The 18,506-nt window shown below is 62.5% G+C and carries 20 protein-coding genes; 16 read left to right on the top strand and 4 right to left on the bottom strand.

Features of this window, described 5'->3' with window-relative positions; genetic code table 11:
* Positions 1 to 52: 52 nt before the first annotated feature.
* Together VGO12_RS22610 and VGO12_RS22605 are read right to left on the bottom strand one after the other, a co-directional pair.
* Entirely contained in the window at positions 53 to 574 is a 522-nt protein-coding gene (locus tag VGO12_RS22610; protein ID WP_327514980.1) for a hypothetical protein, read from the bottom strand.
* 53 nt (positions 575 to 627) lie between these two features.
* Positions 628 to 1,053 (bottom strand): Lrp/AsnC family transcriptional regulator, encoded by a 426-nt coding sequence (locus VGO12_RS22605; protein WP_057249183.1) that lies wholly within the window; start codon positions 1,051 to 1,053, stop codon positions 628 to 630.
* Between the two features lie 92 nt (positions 1,054 to 1,145).
* On the opposite strand from VGO12_RS22605, the gene VGO12_RS22600 reads away from it, so the two are divergent.
* The 8 genes from VGO12_RS22600 to VGO12_RS22565 all read left to right on the top strand — a co-directional run bounded on the left by VGO12_RS22600 (position 1,146) and on the right by VGO12_RS22565 (position 8,389).
* A complete protein-coding gene (locus tag VGO12_RS22600) occupies positions 1,146 to 2,228 on the top strand; it encodes an ornithine cyclodeaminase (protein ID WP_327514996.1) in 1,083 nt (360 codons plus the stop codon).
* 1 nt (position 2,229) lies between these two features.
* Positions 2,230 to 3,201 carry a citrulline utilization hydrolase CtlX gene (gene ctlX, locus VGO12_RS22595; RefSeq protein WP_327514979.1) on the top strand — a complete coding sequence of 324 codons (972 nt, stop codon included), beginning with the start codon at positions 2,230 to 2,232 and terminating at the stop codon, positions 3,199 to 3,201.
* A 31-nt stretch (positions 3,202 to 3,232) separates the two neighbouring features.
* On the top strand, positions 3,233 to 4,036 hold the full coding sequence (locus VGO12_RS22590) for a dimethylarginine dimethylaminohydrolase family protein (RefSeq protein WP_327514978.1): 804 nt from the start codon (positions 3,233 to 3,235) through the stop codon (positions 4,034 to 4,036).
* Positions 4,037 to 4,065: 29 nt separating this feature from the next.
* Complete coding sequence (locus tag VGO12_RS22585) at positions 4,066 to 4,866, top strand: transporter substrate-binding domain-containing protein (protein WP_327514977.1); 801 nt, start codon at positions 4,066 to 4,068, stop codon at positions 4,864 to 4,866.
* A gap of 166 nt (positions 4,867 to 5,032) precedes the next feature.
* Positions 5,033 to 5,746 (top strand): ABC transporter permease subunit, encoded by a 714-nt coding sequence (locus tag VGO12_RS22580; RefSeq protein ID WP_327514976.1) that lies wholly within the window; start codon positions 5,033 to 5,035, stop codon positions 5,744 to 5,746.
* Entirely contained in the window at positions 5,746 to 6,447 is a 702-nt protein-coding gene (locus tag VGO12_RS22575; protein ID WP_327514975.1) for an ABC transporter permease subunit, read from the top strand. Before VGO12_RS22580 ends, VGO12_RS22575 begins: the two co-directional genes overlap by 1 nt.
* 15 nt (positions 6,448 to 6,462) lie before the next feature.
* Complete coding sequence (locus tag VGO12_RS22570) at positions 6,463 to 7,227, top strand: ABC transporter ATP-binding protein (protein ID WP_327514974.1); 765 nt, start codon at positions 6,463 to 6,465, stop codon at positions 7,225 to 7,227.
* A gap of 10 nt (positions 7,228 to 7,237) precedes the next feature.
* Positions 7,238 to 8,389, top strand: coding sequence for a M20 aminoacylase family protein (locus tag VGO12_RS22565; protein ID WP_327514973.1), 1,152 nt, complete (start codon positions 7,238 to 7,240; stop codon positions 8,387 to 8,389).
* Positions 8,390 to 8,419: 30 nt separating this feature from the next.
* Here VGO12_RS22565 and VGO12_RS22560 read toward each other — a convergent pair whose 3' ends face one another.
* Together VGO12_RS22560 and VGO12_RS22555 are read right to left on the bottom strand one after the other, a co-directional pair.
* Positions 8,420 to 9,796, bottom strand: a complete 1,377-nt coding sequence (locus tag VGO12_RS22560) for an FAD-containing oxidoreductase (RefSeq protein WP_327514972.1) — start codon at positions 9,794 to 9,796, stop codon at positions 8,420 to 8,422.
* Positions 9,793 to 10,260, bottom strand: coding sequence for a DUF4126 domain-containing protein (locus VGO12_RS22555; RefSeq protein WP_327514971.1), 468 nt, complete (start codon positions 10,258 to 10,260; stop codon positions 9,793 to 9,795). Before VGO12_RS22555 ends, VGO12_RS22560 begins: the two co-directional genes overlap by 4 nt.
* A gap of 344 nt (positions 10,261 to 10,604) precedes the next feature.
* Between VGO12_RS22555 and osmF the strand changes: the two genes are divergently transcribed.
* From osmF to VGO12_RS22515, 8 genes are all read left to right on the top strand, one after another.
* On the top strand, positions 10,605 to 11,510 hold the full coding sequence (gene osmF / locus VGO12_RS22550) for a glycine betaine ABC transporter substrate-binding protein OsmF (protein WP_414650766.1): 906 nt from the start codon (positions 10,605 to 10,607) through the stop codon (positions 11,508 to 11,510).
* Between the two features lie 99 nt (positions 11,511 to 11,609).
* A complete protein-coding gene (locus VGO12_RS22545) occupies positions 11,610 to 12,779 on the top strand; it encodes an ABC transporter permease (RefSeq protein ID WP_414650765.1) in 1,170 nt (389 codons plus the stop codon).
* Complete coding sequence (locus VGO12_RS22540) at positions 12,776 to 13,714, top strand: ABC transporter ATP-binding protein (protein ID WP_327514968.1); 939 nt, start codon at positions 12,776 to 12,778, stop codon at positions 13,712 to 13,714. The genes VGO12_RS22545 and VGO12_RS22540 overlap by 4 nt, the downstream gene beginning before the upstream one ends.
* Entirely contained in the window at positions 13,714 to 14,451 is a 738-nt protein-coding gene (locus VGO12_RS22535; RefSeq protein ID WP_327514967.1) for an ABC transporter permease, read from the top strand. Before VGO12_RS22540 ends, VGO12_RS22535 begins: the two co-directional genes overlap by 1 nt.
* Before the next feature lie 57 nt (positions 14,452 to 14,508).
* A complete protein-coding gene (locus VGO12_RS22530; RefSeq protein WP_327514966.1) occupies positions 14,509 to 15,321 on the top strand; it encodes a pirin family protein in 813 nt (270 codons plus the stop codon).
* Positions 15,322 to 15,563: 242 nt separating this feature from the next.
* On the top strand, positions 15,564 to 16,721 hold the full coding sequence (locus VGO12_RS22525) for a Gfo/Idh/MocA family oxidoreductase (RefSeq protein ID WP_327514965.1): 1,158 nt from the start codon (positions 15,564 to 15,566) through the stop codon (positions 16,719 to 16,721).
* Between the two features lie 13 nt (positions 16,722 to 16,734).
* On the top strand, positions 16,735 to 17,619 hold the full coding sequence (locus tag VGO12_RS22520) for a sugar ABC transporter permease (RefSeq protein ID WP_327514964.1): 885 nt from the start codon (positions 16,735 to 16,737) through the stop codon (positions 17,617 to 17,619).
* Complete coding sequence (locus tag VGO12_RS22515; protein ID WP_327514963.1) at positions 17,616 to 18,473, top strand: carbohydrate ABC transporter permease; 858 nt, start codon at positions 17,616 to 17,618, stop codon at positions 18,471 to 18,473. The genes VGO12_RS22520 and VGO12_RS22515 overlap by 4 nt, the downstream gene beginning before the upstream one ends.
* The last annotated feature ends 33 nt before the right edge of the window (positions 18,474 to 18,506 follow it).

Raw genomic sequence — 18,506 nt, 5'->3', positions numbered from 1 at the left:
CGTCTTTCGGGTTCCGTTGGTTTCGAATGTAGAAGCCGTGCCGGCCGTCTGCTCAGTCGACAAACGGTTCCAGTTCCTTGTCGAACTCGACGTCGACGACGTTGTTGAAGAGGGCGGTCGCCACCATGATGCCGGAGAAGGCGACGAGGTCGACGAGCGCCTTGGCGTCGTAGCGCGCTTTCAGGCCGGTCCAGATCTCGTCGGGCACGGCGTTGCTGTCGGCAACGATCGCATTGCCGAAGGCGACCAGCCGCCGTTCGTCCTCGGTCGGTTGAACGGTGTGAAAGTCGATGCCGGCGTTGGCGAAGGCGCGGCGGAAGAAACCCATGGCGATCGGCGACGTCATGGCTTCGGAGATCGCGTGCGACAGGAACCAGATCTCGCGGTCGTTGAGGGCCGGGCGCAGTTCCTCACGCAGGGTGAACCATTCCGCGTAGATGCGGTGCGCAACGGGCGAATGCAGAAGCGTGCGCTTCATGTTCGTCATACGTCCGCGCACGCGCACTTCCTCGTCATGGGCGGCGCGGATGTCTTTGGATGCTGTGTCGTAGTCGATCTGCGGGATATGGCTCACGGTCTTGCCTGTCTTTGAATGCTGCGCGGCTGGCACGCTGGTGAGAATGGGGATCAAACGGTGCTGAGTAGGATGCTCGTCTCGCTGTTCGATACGCCGTCGACATCGCGCACCTCGCGCAGGATGCGGTCGAAATCGCTGAGGCTGTTGGCGCGGATTTCGGCGACCAGGTCCCAGCCGCCATTGGTCGTATGAAGGGCGTAGAGTTCGGGCAGCCCGCGCAGGTACTTGATCACCTTGGTGGTGTTGCGGCCGCTCACCTCGATCATCATGATCGCACGGATGGCGCGATCGTCATAATCCTGCCGCACGCGCAGGGTGAACCCAAGCACGGCGCCGCTTTCGAGCAACCGGTCGATGCGCGTCTGCACGGTGGCTCGCGATATGCCGAGGACCGTGGCGATCTTGGAATAGGGCGCGCGGCCGTCTTCTCGCAGAAGCGAGATGAGCTGGTGATCGAGGTCGTCGAAGATATGCATGAAATCTGTATATTCGCGTTGCGCAAATTGCTCAATAGCTCGCTCAATTTTGTGCAGGTTTCAAATTTCAACTCACTTCTTGCAAGCCTAGGCTGACTTCATCAAATTTCTCCGATGGAGTTTCAAACGTGGTTCAGTATGTCGGTGTCGGCAACGTAATCGAGCTGGTCAAATCGATCGGCATCGAGACGTTCCTTGTGGGTCTTGCGGAATATATCGAGGACGATTTCCGCCGGTGGAACGTTTTCGAAAAAACCCCGCGGCTGGCAAGCCACTCGAAGACCGGCGTCATCGAACTGATGCCGACGTCGGACGGCGAACATTACGGTTTCAAATACGTCAACGGTCATCCGACGAACCCGAATGTCGGCCTCCAGACGGTGACCGCCTTCGGCGTGCTCTCCGACGTCAGCACCGGCTATCCCTGTCTCGTCTCCGAAATGACGATCATGACGGGCCTGAGGACGGCTGCCACCTCGGCGCTTGCAGCAAAGTATCTCGCGCGTCCCGACGCCCGTTCGATGGCTATCATCGGCCTCGGCGCCCAGTCGGAATTCCAGGCGCTCGCCTTCCGCGCCCTTCTCGGCGTCAAGCGCCTGCAGGTCTTCGACATCGACGCGGAAGCCGCCGACAAGTTCTGCAACAACCTTTCTGACATGGACTTCGACATCGTGGTCGCCGCCACCGCTGAAGAAGCGGTATCCGGCGCCGACATCATCACGACCGTCACCGCCGACAAGCGCAACGCCACGATCCTGTCCGACAACATGGTCGGCGCCGGCGTGCACATCAACGCGGTCGGCGGCGATTGCCCCGGCAAGACCGAGCTGCAAGGCGACATCCTGCGCCGTGCCGACGTCTTCGTCGAGTATCCGGAGCAGACCCGCATCGAGGGCGAGATCCAGCAGATGGCGCCGGATTTCCCGGTGACCGAACTCTGGCAGGTCATTGCCGGCGAGGCCGAAGGCCGCCGCTCGAGCGCCCAGATCACCATCTTCGATTCCGTCGGCTTTGCCACCGAAGACTTTTCCGCGCTGCGCTTTCTTCGCGACAAGATTCAGGGCACCGCGTTTTACACCGAGCTCGACCTGACGACGCAGCCCGATCACCCGCGCGATCTTTACGGTCTGTTCCGGCAACAGCCGGCGGCCCCTGTCGAACGGAGCGCTGCATAACATGAAGAGACTGTCCGTACAGGCGCCGAAAGGCGTTGTGATGATCCGCCCGCACCATTTTGGCCCGAACCCGATGACGGCGAAGGACAATGCCTTCCAGGCGACCGACGAAGCACGACAGCCGACGGCAATCGCCAAGGCCGCCTTCGACGAGGTCAGCCGCATGGCCGATGGGCTTTCGGATGCCGGCGTTGCCGTCCATCTCTTCGAAGACGAGACGACCACCCGGCCGGACTCGGTCTTCCCGAACAACTGGTTCTCGACCCACTCGGGTGGCCACGTGGCGATCTATCCGATGTATTCGGAAAGCCGCCAGAGCGAACGCCGCGCCGACATCATCGAGATGCTGAAGAACGAGTATCGCGTTCAGGACGTGATCGACTATTCCGGTCTCGAAAAGGACGGCGTCTACCTTGAGGGCACCGGCGCGATGGTGCTCGACCACATAGGTCGCGTTGCCTATGCCGCGCGCTCCAACCGCACCAACGAAGTGGCGCTGGAACGCTTCTGCACCCACTTTAATTTCGAGCCGATGATCTTCGGCGCGGTCGACCGCCAGGGCAATTCGATCTACCACACCAACGTCCTAATGTGCATCGGCACCGAGTTTGCACTGATCGGCACGAGCATGATCCCGGATGCGGCCCGCCGCCAGGAGATCTGCGCACGCCTTGAAGAAACCGGACGCCAGGTGATTGATCTCACCCTTGAACAGATCGAGAATTTCGCCGGAAACGCCATCGAGCTCGATGGAGCCGACGGTCGTGTCGTGGTCATGTCGGCCCGCGCGCTCGCCTCGCTCCGTCCTGACCAGATCAAGGCGCTCGAAGTCTCCGCCCGTGTGCTCGCCTTCGACGTGCCGACCATCGAGCTTGCCGGCGGATCCGTGCGCTGCATGCTCGCGGGCGTTCATTTGTCACGGAGAGAAAACGTGAACAATCGAGCGCTTTACGCCACTGTGTCCGACCGATAGAAGCACCCCATTCAAGCCAAAGGTATTACAAATGTCGCAGTCACGCCCCGTCTACCAGTTCAACAACATCATCGTGCGCACCCCGTCGAAGTCGGTTGTCAACGGCCTGCGTGCCGACGATCGCGGCAACCCGACCTATGAGGGCGTGAAGGCCGAACATGACGCCTATATCGCGGCGATGAAGGACGCGGGTGTGAAAGTGACGGTGCTGCCGGCGCTCGAATCTTTCCCCGACTCGGTCTTCGTCGAAGATCCGGCCCTCGTCTTCACCGAAGGCGCGATCCTTCTGCGTCCGGGTGCCGAGACACGCGTCAAGGAAACGCCGGAGATCGAGCCGACGCTGCGCGCCATGTTCGAGACCGTTCTCGATCTTCCGGGCACCGGATTTGCCGATGGCGGCGACGTTCTGACCACCCGCGAAAGCGTGATGATCGGCCTTTCGGCCCGCACCAACAAGGTCGGCGCCGAAGCGCTGCAGGCCTGCCTTGCCAAGATCGGCCGCAAGAGCGAGATCGTCGCGACGCCTGAAGGCGTTCTGCACTTCAAGACCGATTGCTCGCTGCTCGATGACGAGACCGTGCTTTCGACCGCGCGCCTTGCCAAGTCCGGCGCCTTCGAGCGCTTCAAGCAGGTGATCATTCCGGAAGGCGAAGAGCCGGCGGCCAATGCACTGCGCGTCAACGACGTCGTCATGGTCGGTTCCGACTTCCCGCGCACGATCGAGATGCTCGACAAGCTCGGCTACAAGGTCGTGCCGATGAAGACGACGGAGATCGGCAAGATCGACGCAGGCCTGTCCTGCATGTCGCTGCGCTGGTTCAGCAACACGCTCTGATCCGACGCAATCCCCGAGGAGGAAACATTATGAAGACGTTGAAGACCGCCCTGTTCGCAGGGATCGCCCTTTCCATGGCTGCCGGCAGCGCATTTGCCGAGGACACGCTGCGCCTCGGCATGACGCCGGAACCCTACATGCCCTTCACCCAGGTGAATTCCGGCGGCGAATGGGAAGGTCTCGAAGCCGATCTTTCCCGCGCGCTCTGCGAGAAGATGGCCGTCAAGTGCGACATCAACCAGATGGCCTGGGACGGTCTGATCCCGTCGATGAAGGAGAACAAGGTCGATTTCATCATCGGCGCCTTCTCGATCACCGACGAGCGTCGCCAGGTTGTCGATTTCTCGACGCCCTACTACACCGAAGGCACGTCCTTCGTCGGCTCCAAGGGTGACACGACCGAGATCAAGACGGTCGATGCCGCTGACGGCTCCGGCAAGATCATCGATCCGGCGAGCGTCGAGGGCAAGATCATCGGCGTCCAGACCTCGAGCGTGCAGTCGGCCTACGTCGCCAAGTACCTGACGGGCGCCGAGGCCAAGAGCTACGACACCGCCGACAACTCGGTCGCCGACCTCATCGCCGGCCGCGTCGACTACGTGCTGATCCCGGATCTCTACATCCAGACCTTCCTGAAGACGCCTGAGGGCGCCGACTACGAGGTCAAGGTCGAAGTGCCGAAGAACGTCACGCTCGGCGAAGGCGTCGCCTATGCCGTGCGCAAGGGTGACGCAGCGACCCTCGAAAAGGTCAACACCGGCCTTGCCGCTCTCGAAAAGGACGGCACGACCCAGAAGCTCGTTGACAAGTGGATCTTCGGCAAGAAGTAAACCGCTCTTGAAGGGCGGCGGCGGGCTCATCAGTCCGCCGCCGCCCTCGATCGCCAAACCGGCCAAAGCGCCGGGGCACCTTCGCAGCACGCGCGACAGCGACATGCCCGACTTAAGGGCCATCCGCACCGGGGCTGACGAGACAATCGGGAACAGGTGACGACGGATGGACTATTACTGGCAATTGCTTGCCTGGGGCGGCGAGGGCTGGGGCGACGATTTCGCCTGGGGCCTCTTGATGACCCTGCAGGTCTCCGTGGTCGCCTATGCGGTTGCGGTTGTCTTCGGCTTTCTCGGTGCCGCCGGCAAACTCTCGAAACACCGCTTCCCGCGTTTCCTTGCCGAGATCTACACGACGGTCGTGCGCTCGTTGCCTGAGTTGCTCGTCATCCTGCTTCTCTATTTCTCGGTCGCGAGCGGCGCCGAGCGGCTGTTGAAGCATTTCGGCCTTGTCGCCGAAACCTTCCAGTTCAGTTCGTTCTGGGCGGCGATCATCGCGCTCGCCTTCGTCTCCGGCGCCTTCATGACCGAGGTGCTGCGCTCGGCCTATCTCTCTGTGCCGCCGGGCCAGATCGAGGCGGCCGTCTCGATCGGCATGACCAGGCAGAAGATCTTCACCCGCATCGTGTTTCCGCAGATGATGCGACACGCCGTGCCTGGCATGGGCAATCTCTGGCTGTCGATCACCAAGGAAAGCGCCATCATCAGCGTCCTCGGCTCCTTCAGCGAGTTGCTCTATACGGGCTATCGTGCAGCCGCCGGCACCAAGCAGTACATCTTCTTCTACGGGCTGACGGCGATCCTGTTCCTGGCGATCACGCTCGTTTCCGTCCTGGTGATCGCGCAGATAGAGCGCCGCCTCAATCGGGGGCACAACTGATGGAAACGATCTCCAACGTCATCGGCTTCCTGCCGGCGCTGATCAAGGCAACCCCGCTGACCCTGCTTTTGACCGCCGTTGCCGGCGTCTTCGGTCTCGTCATCGGTACGCTTGTAGCGCTCGCGCGGCTGTCCGGCCGACGCATCCTGTCGGTTCCGGCCTATGTCTTCACCTTTGCCTTTCGCGGCACGCCGCTCTTGGTGCAGATCTATCTGATCTATTACGGCCTCGGGCAGATCCTGCCAGGCACCTGGGTGCGCCACAGCTTTCTCTGGCCCTATCTGCGCGACGGCCTCTGGTATGCGATCTTCGCGCTCAGCCTCAACCAGGCGTCCTACAATGCCGAGGTCATCCGCGGCGCGATCAAGGCGATCCCGCGCGGCCAGATCGAGGCGGCAAAGTCGATCGGCATGCGCTCGTCGATGGTCCTTCGCCGCATCACCCTGCCGCAGGCGTTCCGTTCCTGCCTGCCGGTGCTGACGGGGGACCTGATCATCCTGTTGAAGACGACGTCGCTTGCCTCGACCATCACCATCCTCGAGGTCATGGGCACCGCCCGCATGCTGCAGCGCCAGTCGCTTCTGATCTTCGAACCGCTGATTGCTGCCGGCATCATCTATTTCACCGTCGTCTTCATCCTGACGCGCGTCATGGGCGTGGTCGAGAAGCGGCTGACCCGCTACCGCACGGCGAAGGCATAAGGAGGAGGAACGGACATGGTCGCATCAGCGCTTTCCGTGAACAACATTCACAAGAGCTTCGGGTCCGTCGAGGTGCTGAAAGGCGTCTCCTTCGAGGCGAAGTCCGGCGACGTCATCTCGCTGATCGGCAGCAGCGGCTCGGGCAAGAGCACGCTTTTGCGCTGCATCAATTACCTGGAGACGCCGGATGAGGGCCAGATCTCCGTTTCTGGCGAAGTCATTCGCACCGTGAAGGGCAAGGACGGCAAGTTCCATGCCGCCGACAAGCGGCAGCTCGAACATATCCGCACCCGCCTCGGCATGGTGTTCCAGAGCTTTAATCTCTGGTCCCACAAGACGATTCTCGAAAACATCATCGAGGGGCCGATCCACGTGCTCGGCATGGCTCGCAAGGACGCGATCGGCGAGGCCGAGCTCTTGATGGAAAAGGTCGGCATCACGCCCAAGTGCGATCATTATCCGAACCAGCTGTCGGGCGGCCAGCAGCAGCGCGCCGCCATCGCCCGGGCGCTGGCGATGAAGCCGGAGGTCATGCTCTTCGACGAGCCGACCTCGGCGCTTGATCCGGAGCTCGTCAACGAGGTGTTGCTCGTCATCAAGAAGCTCGCGGAGGAAGGCCGCACCATGGTGATGGTCACCCACGAAATGTCACTCGCCCGTGATATCTCCAGCGAAGTGATCTTCCTGCACAAGGGCCTGGTCGAAGAACGCGGCGCCCCCCAGCAGATGATGCGTGACCCGCAATCGGCGCGCCTGCGCCAGTTCCTGCAGATGGCTTGAGGAGGCCCTAATGCGCGACGCCAGCTTTTCCGACTTCCTGCCTGAACTGGTCAAGATCCGCCACACCCTGCACGCGATGCCCGAAATCGGCCTTTCCGAAGTGAAGACCTCGGACTATGTCGCCGGGCTGCTGCAATCCTGGGGCTTCGAGGTTACCCGCGGTCTCGCCACCACCGGCATCGTGGCGACGCTGAAGCGCGGCAACAGCAACCGCGCCATCGGCTTTCGCGCCGACATGGACGCGCTGCCGATGCAGGAGGAAACCGGACTTGCCTACCAGAGCAAGCATCCCGGCGCGATGCATGCCTGCGGCCATGACGGCCACACGAGCATGCTGCTGGGCGCCGCCTGGGCGCTGTCGAAGGACGAGAGCTTCAACGGCACGGTCCACCTGATCTTCCAGCCGGCCGAGGAGAATTTCGGCGGCGGCAAGCTGATGATCGAGGACGGGCTGTTCGAGCGGTTTCCCTGCGAACGGGTCTATGCGCTGCACAACTGGCCGGGGCTCCCGGTCGGGCAGTTCTCCAGCCGTGCCGGCGCAATCGCTGCGTCTATCGACGTGCTGACGCTGACGATCAAGGGCAAGGGCGGGCACGGCGCCCAGCCGGAGCTGACGGTCGATCCGGTTGTCGTCGGGTCGAGCGTGGTCATGGCGTTGCAGACGCTTGTCTCGCGCAACGTTTCCCCGCACCAGCCGTCTGTCCTGACGGTGGGCTCATTCCAGTCGGGATCCGCGTCGAACATCATCCCCGATACGGCGGTGCTTGAAATCAGCATGCGCGCGATGGATCCCGTTGTCCGCAACCAGTTGCAGGAACGCGTCGAACGGACCGCCCGCCTGCAGGCCGAAAGCTACGGCGCTGAGGCCACGTTCGACTGGCAGGTCGGCTATCCCGCGACGATCAACGACGCCGAGGCGGTTGACGATGCGCGCGCCGTCATCAGCGAGACTTTTGGCGCCGATGCCTATGTCGAATTGCCCGAACCGCTGATGGGCAGCGAGGACTTTTCGTTCCTGCTGGAAAAGGTGCCGGGCGCCTATGTGCTGATCGGCAACGGCGACAGCTCTGGGCTGCACACCACCCGCTACGACTTCAACGACGACATCCTCGAACGCGGCGCGACGTATTTCTACAACCTCGCACGCGCCGCGCTGGTCTGATTCAAAGCCGAAATGGATCGACCCGGTCGCTCAGGTGGCCGGGTGCAGGTCGCCAAAGACCGTCGGAATCAGTTCCGACACGGTCGGGTGGATGTGCACCGCATGCGTGATCGTGGTGTAGGGCTTGCCCGCATACATCACGTCGAGGATGCTCTGTACCGCCTCGTCACCGCCGGTGCCGAGGATCGAGGCGCCGAGGATTTCGTTGCTGTCGGCGTCGACGATGACCTTCATGAAGCCCTCGGTTTCGCCCTTTTCGACGGCGCGGCCGACGCGGGTCATCGGCCTGGTGCCGATCAGCAGCTTGCGCCCTGACTTGCGCGCTTCCGTTTCCGTCATGCCGGCGCGGCCAAGGGGCGGATCGATGAAGAGGCCGTAGGTCGAAATGCGGTCGCTCACCTTCCTGTTTTCGTTATCGAGCAAGTTCGCTGCGATGATCTCGAAATCATTGTAGGCGGTGTGGGTGAAGGCGCCGCGGCCGTTGCAGTCGCCCATCGCGAATATATGCGGGACGTTGGTCTTCAACTGCTCGTCGACCTCGACATAACCGCGGGCGTCGGTCTTGACGCCGGCGCGGTCGAGATCAAGATCATCGGTGTTTGGTCGCCGACCGGTCGCAAGCAGCAGATGCGAGCCGACGATTTCCGGCGCTCCTGCGGTACAGTCGACCCCGGCGGCGACATCGTCGCCGCGTTTGGCAAAGCGGATACACTCCGCATTGAGCCGGAAGTTTATGCCTTCCTTTTCGAGGATCGCGAGGATGGCGTCGGAGACATCCGTATCCTCGCGGCCGATCAGGCGCGGCCCCTTTTCGATCACCGTCACCTCGGAGCCGAAGCGACGGAACATCTGCGCGAACTCCAGCCCGATATAGCTACCGCCGACCACGATCAGGTGCCTGGGCAGGGTGTCGAGGTCCATGATCGAGACATTGGTGAGATAGGGCACGTCGGCCACGCCGGGGAAGTCCGGTGTCGCCGCACGCCCGCCGACATTCAGGAAGATCTGGTCGGCCGAAAGCAGGTCGCCGCCGACACGAACCTCATGCGGGCTTTCGAAGCGCGCGTGGCCCTCGAAGACCTTTATGTTCTCCATGCCCTTCAGCCAGTTTTCGACATTCTTGCGCGACGTGAAGCGCACCGTGTCCTTGCGCGCCATCACACGGGCGAAATCGATCGTGATGGGGCCGGTCGTCACACCGAAGTCCGCGCCTCGCCGCGCCAGATGGGCGGCGTAAGCGCTCGCAACCATCGCCTTGGTCGGCATGCAGCCGGTGTTGACGCAGGTGCCGCCGAAGTGCTTGCGCTCGACAAAGGCAACGGTCTTGCCGGCGGCCGTCAGCCGGCCGGCGAGCGATGGGCCGGCCTGGCCGGCGCCGATGATGATTGCGTCGAAATGTTCTGTCATGACACGGAGGACACCACCCAGAATGCGAGGAGAACGGCAACGACGTCCTCAAGAAGCGCGATCGGCAAGTCCTTGCCGCCGATGGCTGCCACCAGACGCTTGCGCGCTTCGTAACCGCCGAGCGTGCCGATGACGGCACCGATCACCCCGGCGACCAGTCCGCCCAGCATAGCACCTCCCGCCGTACCGAGCACCGCCCCGCAGAAGCCGCCCGAAACGATGCGCGCGCCGAACTGTTGCGGCACCTTGCGGCTGGGCGTGCTTGGCAATTGGTCGGTCACGAACTCGACCAGCGCCAGCAGGCCGAAGATGTAGGGTGTGAAGCGAAAGCCCGTGAAGGCGGCCCAGGTATTGGCGAGCGGCAGCCAGCCGGCGGCAGCGGCAATGCTGACGGCAGCGGGCGCGGTCATGGCGCGAAGGCCGGCGACCACGCCGATGATGAGCGCGAGAAGGTAGATCGACATTGTGTCCCCGAACGGTCGCCGGGCGAACCCGCGCCACCAGCCCCCCGGGGCGGTTCGGGTCGAGCGGCATCGCAACCAAAAGTGAAAGCAGGCGTTTCTGGCGGGCCTTTCCGAGAGTGGCCGACTATGCCTGCGATTGCAACGGTCAATCACGCGCAGCCAGAACGCAGTAGTCTACGCTTTCGATGGCGTCAGTCGATCCCAGGATTTTTCGACCGCCACAGTCTCCGCGCACGACCCTATTTTTTGCCGGGCCCTGACATATATGGAATGGCTTGCCCCGACGCGGCGAACGTTCCGTGGTCAAACTTGCGGAGCGAAATTCGAGGGAGAAACTCATGCGCTTGACTGGATTTTTTATCGGAACTGCCCTTGCCTTCACCCTGACTGCTGCGACTGCGAGTGCTGATGTCGTCGTCTCCTCGAAGATCGACACGGAAGGTGGCGTGCTCGGCAACATCATCCTCGCCGTGCTCAACGCCAACAACATCAAGACCGTGGACCGCGTGCAGCTCGGTGCGACGCCGGTGCTGCGCAAGGCGATCACCGCCGGTGAAATCGACATCTATCCCGAATATACCGGCAATGCCGCCTTCTTCTTCGAGAAGGCCGATGATCCGGTCTGGAAGGATGCGGCCAAGGGTTACGAGACCGCCAAGAAACTCGACTACGACGCCAACAAGATCGTCTGGCTGACCCCTTCGCCGGCCAACAACACCTGGGCGATTGGCCTTCGCAAGGAGGTGGCGGACGAGAACAAGCTGAAGACGCTGAGCGATTTCGGCAAGTATGTGTCCGGCGGCGGCAAGGTCGTTCTCGCTGCTTCATCCGAGTTCGTCAATTCGGCGGCGGCCCTTCCCGCCTTCCAGACGACCTACGGTTTCACCTTGAAGCAGGACCAACTGATCACGCTTTCGGGCGGTGACACGGCGGCGACCATCGCGGCTGCGGCCAACCAGACGAACGGCGCAAACGCGGCGATGGTCTATGGCACCGATGGCGGCATCGCGCCGTCTGGCCTCGTCGTCCTCGAGGATGACAAGGCCGTGCAGCCGGTCTACCAGCCGGCTCCGCTCATTCGCGAGGCAGTGCTGAAGGAAAACCCCGCGATCGAGGGGCTTTTGAAGCCGGTGTTCGAGAAGCTCGACCTCGTGACCCTGCAGGATCTCAACGGTCGCGTTCAGGTTGGCGGTGAGCCGGCCAAGGCGGTTGCAGAGGACTTCCTGAAGAAAAACGGCTTTCTGAAATAGGTTGACGGATAACCGGGACGCTGGTCCGATGGCCGGCGTTCCGGGGACATGCCTGCAGGTGCCGACGTCGCGCCGGCACGGGCGGGGAGGAAATGCGGCTTGAAAGATCTGCGCTTTGACAAGCTCGGAGTGATTATCGCGGCTTTGGCGCTGGCGGGGGCAGCTATCGCCCCGTTTGCCACGTTTCGCGCCAATCGCATCGTCGCCGGCGAGGCGAAGACAATCGTCGAAGCCCTCACTCTGCCGTGGAGTGCCCTGGTGCTGCTGGTGGTCCTTTCGAGCGTTGCTGTAGCGGCGCTGCGTGTGCCGGCCATGCTGCGTCTTGCCGCAGCGTTCACGGCGCTGGGTGTACTTGCGCTCGGCATCGGCATTGCCGCCCTTCATCTGACGCCCGAGGGCAACAGTTACGCCCGCGTCTCGCCGGCCTCCGGTTTCTGGATCATGCTCTTTGCCTTCGGGCTTCTCGCCGCCGATGCGCTGACACGCCTGCGTCCGACGCCCTTCGTGCGGATCGTGGTGCTCGTGGCGGTGTTGGCTTTTGCCGGGTTTCTCATTCTCTCCGGCAGCTGGGACGGACTGTCGATCCTGAAGGAATATGCAAGCCGGGCCGATACCTTCTGGGCGGAAGCGCGCAAGCATGTGACGTTGGCCCTCGGCTCACTCGCGGCTGCGACCATCATCGGCATTCCGCTCGGGGTCCTTTGCCACCGCTTCAGCCGCCTGCGCGACGGCCTCCTCGGCGTGCTCAACGCCATCCAGACGATCCCGTCGATCGCGCTCTTCGGTATCCTCATCGCGCCGCTCGGCTGGATCGCCGCGAACATTCCGGGGGCGTCTGCAATCGGCATACGCGGTATCGGGGTCGCGCCGGCTTTCGTTGCACTGTTCCTCTATTCGCTGTTGCCTGTCGTCGCGAACACGGTGGTCGGGCTTGCCGGCGTGTCGCGGGAGGCCAACGATGCCGCCCGCGGCATCGGCATGACCGATTGGCAACGACTGGTCGGCATCGAATTTCCCCTGGCCTTTCCGGTGATCCTCACCGGCATCCGCATCGTGCTCGTCCAGAACATCGGCCTCGCGACGATCGCCGCCTTGATCGGCGGCGGCGGCTTCGGCGTCTTTGTTTTCCAGGGGGTCGGCCAGACCGCCATGGACCTGGTGCTGCTCGGCGCAGTCCCGACCGTGGTGCTCGCCTTCGCCGCGGCAATCGTGCTCGACGCCTTGATCGAGATGGCCACACCCAACATCAGGCAGGCAGAAGCGACATGATCGAGATCGAGAACATCACCAAGCGCTACGGTGAGAACACCGTCGTCGACGACGTCAGCCTGACGGTGGCGCCGCGCACCGTGACGGTGATCGTCGGCACTTCGGGTTCAGGCAAGACGACGCTTCTGCGCATGATCAACCGGCTGGTCGAGCCGACATCGGGTGCAATCCGTCTCGACGGCGAGGACAATCGCGTGCTGCCGGACTACGAACTCAGGCGCCGGATCGGCTATGCGATCCAGGGCCATGGCCTGTTTCCGCACCGCACGGTCGCGCAGAACATTGCCACCGTCCCGACCCTGCTCGGCTGGGACCGTGCGCGCATCGATGCCAAGGTGGACGAGCTGCTAAGGCTCTTCCAGCTCGACCCGGCGGCGTTCGGACCGCGCTTTCCGCACGAACTTTCCGGCGGCCAGCAGCAGCGGGTGGGCGTTGCGCGCGCACTTGCCGCCGAACCGAAGGTCCTTTTGATGGACGAGCCCTTCGGCGCGCTCGATCCGATCATCCGTGCCAAGGCGCAGGACGACCTTCTGGCGATCCAGAAGCATTTCGAGACGACTGTCATTCTGGTCACCCATGACATGGAAGAGGCTTTTCATCTCGCCGACCGGATCGCGGTGATGGACAAGGGCAGGGTGGTGCAATACGCGACGCCCGCGGAAATGCTGCTCAACCCTGCAACGCCATTCGTCGAAAGCCTGATCGGAATGGCCGAACGGCCGTTCCGCCTGCTGGCGATCGAGCCGGTGCTCGATGCCGTCGAACCCGGTTCCGCGCAGGGTACGGCAATCGCCGCAACGCTCAGTCAGCGGGAGGCGCTTGCGACACTGTTGTGGTCCGGGCGCAGCGCCCTGCCGGTGACGGGCCCCGACGGCGAGGTCATCGGCAAGGTCAGCCTTGAGGGGCTGGCAAGACGGGCGGCCGGGCCAGCCTGATGCCGAAGATCTCCACCCTTGTTCGCCTTACCGTGTTCCTGCTGCTTGTCGCGTTCCTGCTGCAACCGCATTGGTTCGAACCGCTGCTGCGGCCGCTGGTCCAGGACAATGCGCCTGTTATCTACAACCAGGGCAGCCTGCTGCAGCTGACCATTCTGCACCTGCGTACGGTGGCCATCGCCACGGCCGTTGCGGCCGTCGTGGCGCTTGGGCTGGCGATCCTGGTGACACGTGCATCGGGCGCCGAGTTCCTCCCCCTCTCGCGCAGCCTGGTCAACATCGGTCAGACCTTTCCACCGGTCGCGGTTCTGGCGCTTGCCGTTCCCATTTTCGGCTTCGGCGAGAAGCCGACGTTGATCGCGCTGTTTCTCTATGGCCTGCTGCCGATCTTCGAAAACGCGTTGACCGGGCTCACGACCCTGCCGCCTTCGGTGATGGAGGCAGCGCGCGGGGCGGGCATGACGGGCGTCCAGCGGCTGCTCAAGGTCGAGCTTCCGCTGGCGATGCCGGTCATCCTTGCCGGCATCCGCCTTTCGGTCGTCATCAGCCTGGCGACGGCGACGATCGGCTCGACGGTTGCGGCAAAGACCCTTGGCGAGGTCATCATCGCCGGGCTGCAATCGAACAATCTCGCCTTCGTCGTCCAGGGCGGCCTGATCGTCGCCGTCCTGGCGGTGCTGCTGCACGATGGCTTGCAAGCGGTCGAAAGAAGGCTCGCGGCACGCATGGGGCGCTAGGCGTCGTCCCAGCAAGGCTGTCCCGGCAAACCGCAACGGACCGTGGTAAGGTGGAGCATGCTCTATCGCGGCGCCAAAAGTCCAGTCGTCAGGGATATGGGTGGGTTCAAGGTCCGCCTCAACATGCCCGGCTGGCTGTTGCCCTGGCCGCGCGACCATGGCTACGGTCCGCTTGCAATGGTGGCCGAAACGATACTGGATCCAGGCCGCCTGGTCGCCATGCACGAGCACCGCAATGACGAAATCCTCTCGTGGGTGCCCGATGGGATCATGCGGCACGACGATCGGGCAACCGGCAGGCTGATCACCGACTCAGCACATCTGATGGTGATGAATGCCGGGACGAGCTTCTGGCATTCGGAGGAGACCCTGGCGGAGGATCCGCCGCTCCGGATGCTGCAGATCCTCATCCGTCCCCACAGTCTCGACCTCCCACCGAAGATCCAGCACGGCGCAATCGAGCCGGCTCCCGCCAATTCCTGGCGGCACCTTGTCGGCGGGGAAGCTGGCACGGCTCCGTTCTTCGTGCGCAACGCCATCGACGTCTTCGATCTCAGGCTCGATGCCGGGACGAAAGCGGACTTCCCCCGCAAGGCGGGAAGGCACCTCTATTTTTATGTCTTCTCGGGATCCGTCGAGGCCGGTGGCATGCGGTTCGACGAAGGAGATCAGGGCCTGTTCATGTCGAGCGAGCCATTGGAGTTCGTCGGTATCGGTGATGCGCTGCTGGTTGCATTCCTCATCGATCCGCAGGCGCAGGTAACGCGCAAGGGAACCGTCGGCGACCATCCGAAGATACCGCCACCCTACCTTGCCCGTGCGCTGCTGCGACTGCTGCGCTGGCGGGATCGTCTGCGACGGAACGGCTGAAAGCATCAGCGTCCCCTCACGCAACGTGCAGTGGTCTGGTCCGCTTTCTTCCTGCTGTAGAGTTGCGAAGCGCGCACCCTCGTTGGTTGTCCACGAAATGCCTGCTTTCTCGGCATCTGCCTTCTATTATGAAAATGAATTTCACAATTTTACAAAATATGCGGATTCGAGTTGACGACCTGAAAAAACTGTCCCAGTCTGCGAAAATAAATTACGCCAAAAGGCAGGGGAACAGGACGAGAATGAAAGTTGGCATCATCGGACTCGGATTCCGTCTCGGGTATCTGGGCTATGTCTTCAAGGCCATGGATGAAAGCTTCGAGATCGCCGGTTACGTCGATCCGAACCCGGCCGGTCTCACCACGCTTACCGAAAAGGGCATCTCGCCCGGCAAGGCCTATGCGACCCCCGAAGAGCTGATCGCCAACGAGAAGCTCGATCTGCTGATGATCGGCTCGCCCAACCACATGCACCTCGACCATATCCGCATCGGTCTCGAGGCCGGGCTGAAGGTCTTCAGCGAAAAGCCGATCGTGACGACCGTGCAGGAGAGCCTGGAACTGGCCGCCCTGATGGCGAAATTCGGCCACGAGCGGCTGATGGTCGGCCTGGTGCTGCGCTATGCGCCGATGTATCGCGACCTTCGCCAGGCGCTTGCCGAGGGCAAGCTCGGCCAGGTGGTCTCGATCGAGGCATCCGAGCATATCGAGCCCTATCACGGCGCCTTCTTCATGCGCGACTGGCGCCGCTACGAGCGCTATTCCGGCAGTTTCATGCTGGAAAAATGCTGCCACGACCTCGACCTCTACAATGGCGTCATCGGTGCGCGACCGGAACGGGTCGCGAGCTTCGGCGGCCGCAAGAGCTTCATCCCTGCCAATGACCCGGCTCGTGAGGGCATCAACGATCTGGAGCTTTTTCACCGCAAGCCGAGCGGCTGGATGGGATCGGACAAGGTCTTCGACAGCGACGGCGACATCATCGATTACCAGGTGGCGATCGTCGAATACGCCAACGGCGTCGGCATGAATTTCCATACCAATCTCAACGTGCCGGACCAGTTCCGCCGCTTCTGCATCATGGGGTCGCGCGGCATGGCCGAGGGTGATTTCATCCGCGGCTATTTCGACGTGCACGAGATGCTGACCGGCAAGAAGGTCATCGAAAACAAGTACAAGGCCACGGAACTGTCGCAGCATTACGGTGCTGACGAGCAGATGGCGACCGACATCATCGGCCATGTGCGCGACGGCCGGCCGCTGCCCGTGTCGACGCGCGATGCGCTTGAGGCCGGCATTCTGGCGCTCTCGATGGACGAGGCACGGCGCAAGAAGAGCGTCATCGACCTCAGGCCCATCTGGGACCGTTTCGACGAAGCCCTGCATTCCCGCGCGGCGTAAGGGGAGGCGGCAGATGAGTGTTCAACGCAGCACGGTCATCTTCGCCTGGATCCTGCTTCTTCCTGCTGTCCTCTACGTCACGGTGATCGTCGCCTATCCATTGGTCGATACCTTCGTGCTTTCGTTTACGGACGCGTCGTTGAAGAAGACGACCAATTGGGTCGGGTGGACCAACTACGACAAGATTTTCAACGAGACCTTCGCCGAAGTCATCTTCCGGACCTTCGTCTGGACGTTCTTCTCGGTGTCGATCAAGATGATCATCGGCGTCTTCGGCGCAACGATGCTGAACGCGGCCGTGCCCGGCCGGGCGCTGTTCCGCCTGCTCACCATGCCGCCATGGATCGTGCCGATGGCCATCGGCATCTTCATGTGGGGCTGGATGTACAACGGCCAGTTCGGCATGATCTCGGGCGTGCTGCAGAACCTGGGTCTGAGCAACGGACCGATCGCCTTCCTGGCGCGGGGCGAAACTGCATTCTGGGCGACGATCGTCACCGATGTCTGGATCGGCGTGCCGTTGGTGACCCTCTACATGCTGGCGGCGATGCAGGCGATCCCGCAGGATCTCTACGAGGCCGCCTGGACCGATGGGGCAGGGCGCTTCTACCGCTTCCGCCGCATCACCCTGCCGCTGCTCGTGCCGTCGCTGATCACCATGTCGATGCTGTCGCTGATCGCGACCTTCAATTCCTTCGACATCATCTGGATCCTCACCCAGGGCGGCCCCAACGGCGAGACCACGACGATGATCATCGACACCTATCGCACCGCGATCGGGTCGAAGAAATACGGCGAAGGGGCGGCGCGCGCGGTGCTGATCTGCATCTTCCTGTCGATCTTCTGCTTCGCCTATTTCCGGGTCACGAGCCGCCTTTCTCAGGGGGAACAGAAATGAGCCAGCCGGCACTGATCAATCGTTACCGCTGGTACGAGCTTGTCGCCATCTATGCGGGCATCTTCGTCTTCCTCTGCTTCATCCTGGCGCCCTTCGTCGAAGGCTTCCTGGTGTCGCTGAAGCCGCTCGGGCTACTGTTTTCCTCGCCCTATCGCTTCTGGCCGGAAAACGGGTCGTTCGCCGCCTACTTCACGATGTGGGAGAGCGTGCCGGGCTTTGCCCGTTACATCTTCAATTCCTTCTTCATTTCCACCATCGTCACGGCGATCGTGCTGGTGCTGGTCGTTCCCGCCGCCTACGCTTTCGCCCGCTTCAACTTCCGCGGCGCCGGCGTTCTTCTCGGCGCGTTCCTGGCCGTCAACATGTTTTCAGGCGCGGTGCTGCTCATCCCGCTGTTCCGGCTGATGCGCACCTTCGGCGTGCTCAACACCTATCTGGCGATGATCGTACCGGGTGTCGCCTTCCTGATCCCGTCCGCGATCTGGCTCCTGCGCACCTACATGATGCGCATTCCGCGCGAACTCGACGAGGCCGCGTTCGTCGATGGTGCCAGCCACTTTTACACGCTGCGCCGGGTGATCCTGCCGATCGCCATGCCGGGCATCACCGTTGTGGCGATCACCACCTTCATCGGCGCCTATGCCCAGCAGTTCATCTACGCGCTGACCTTCAATTCCAAGAGCGAATACATGCCGCTGCCGGTCGGTCTCTTTGCCTATTTCGGACGTCAGGAAGTCGTCTGGAACGAGCTGATGGCCGCAAGCTTCGTCGGCATCGCGCCGGCTGTCGTCGTGATCTTCCTCTTGCAACGCTATCTCGTCAGCGGCCTGACCGCGGGCGCGGTGAAACAATAAGACTTAAGTCAACCACCAGAGAACGGGAGCATA

The sequence above is a fragment of the Ensifer sp. genome (assembly GCF_035999135.1).
Lineage (GTDB): Bacteria > Pseudomonadota > Alphaproteobacteria > Rhizobiales > Rhizobiaceae > Ensifer.
This window is presented reverse-complemented; position numbering and strand designations above follow the sequence as displayed.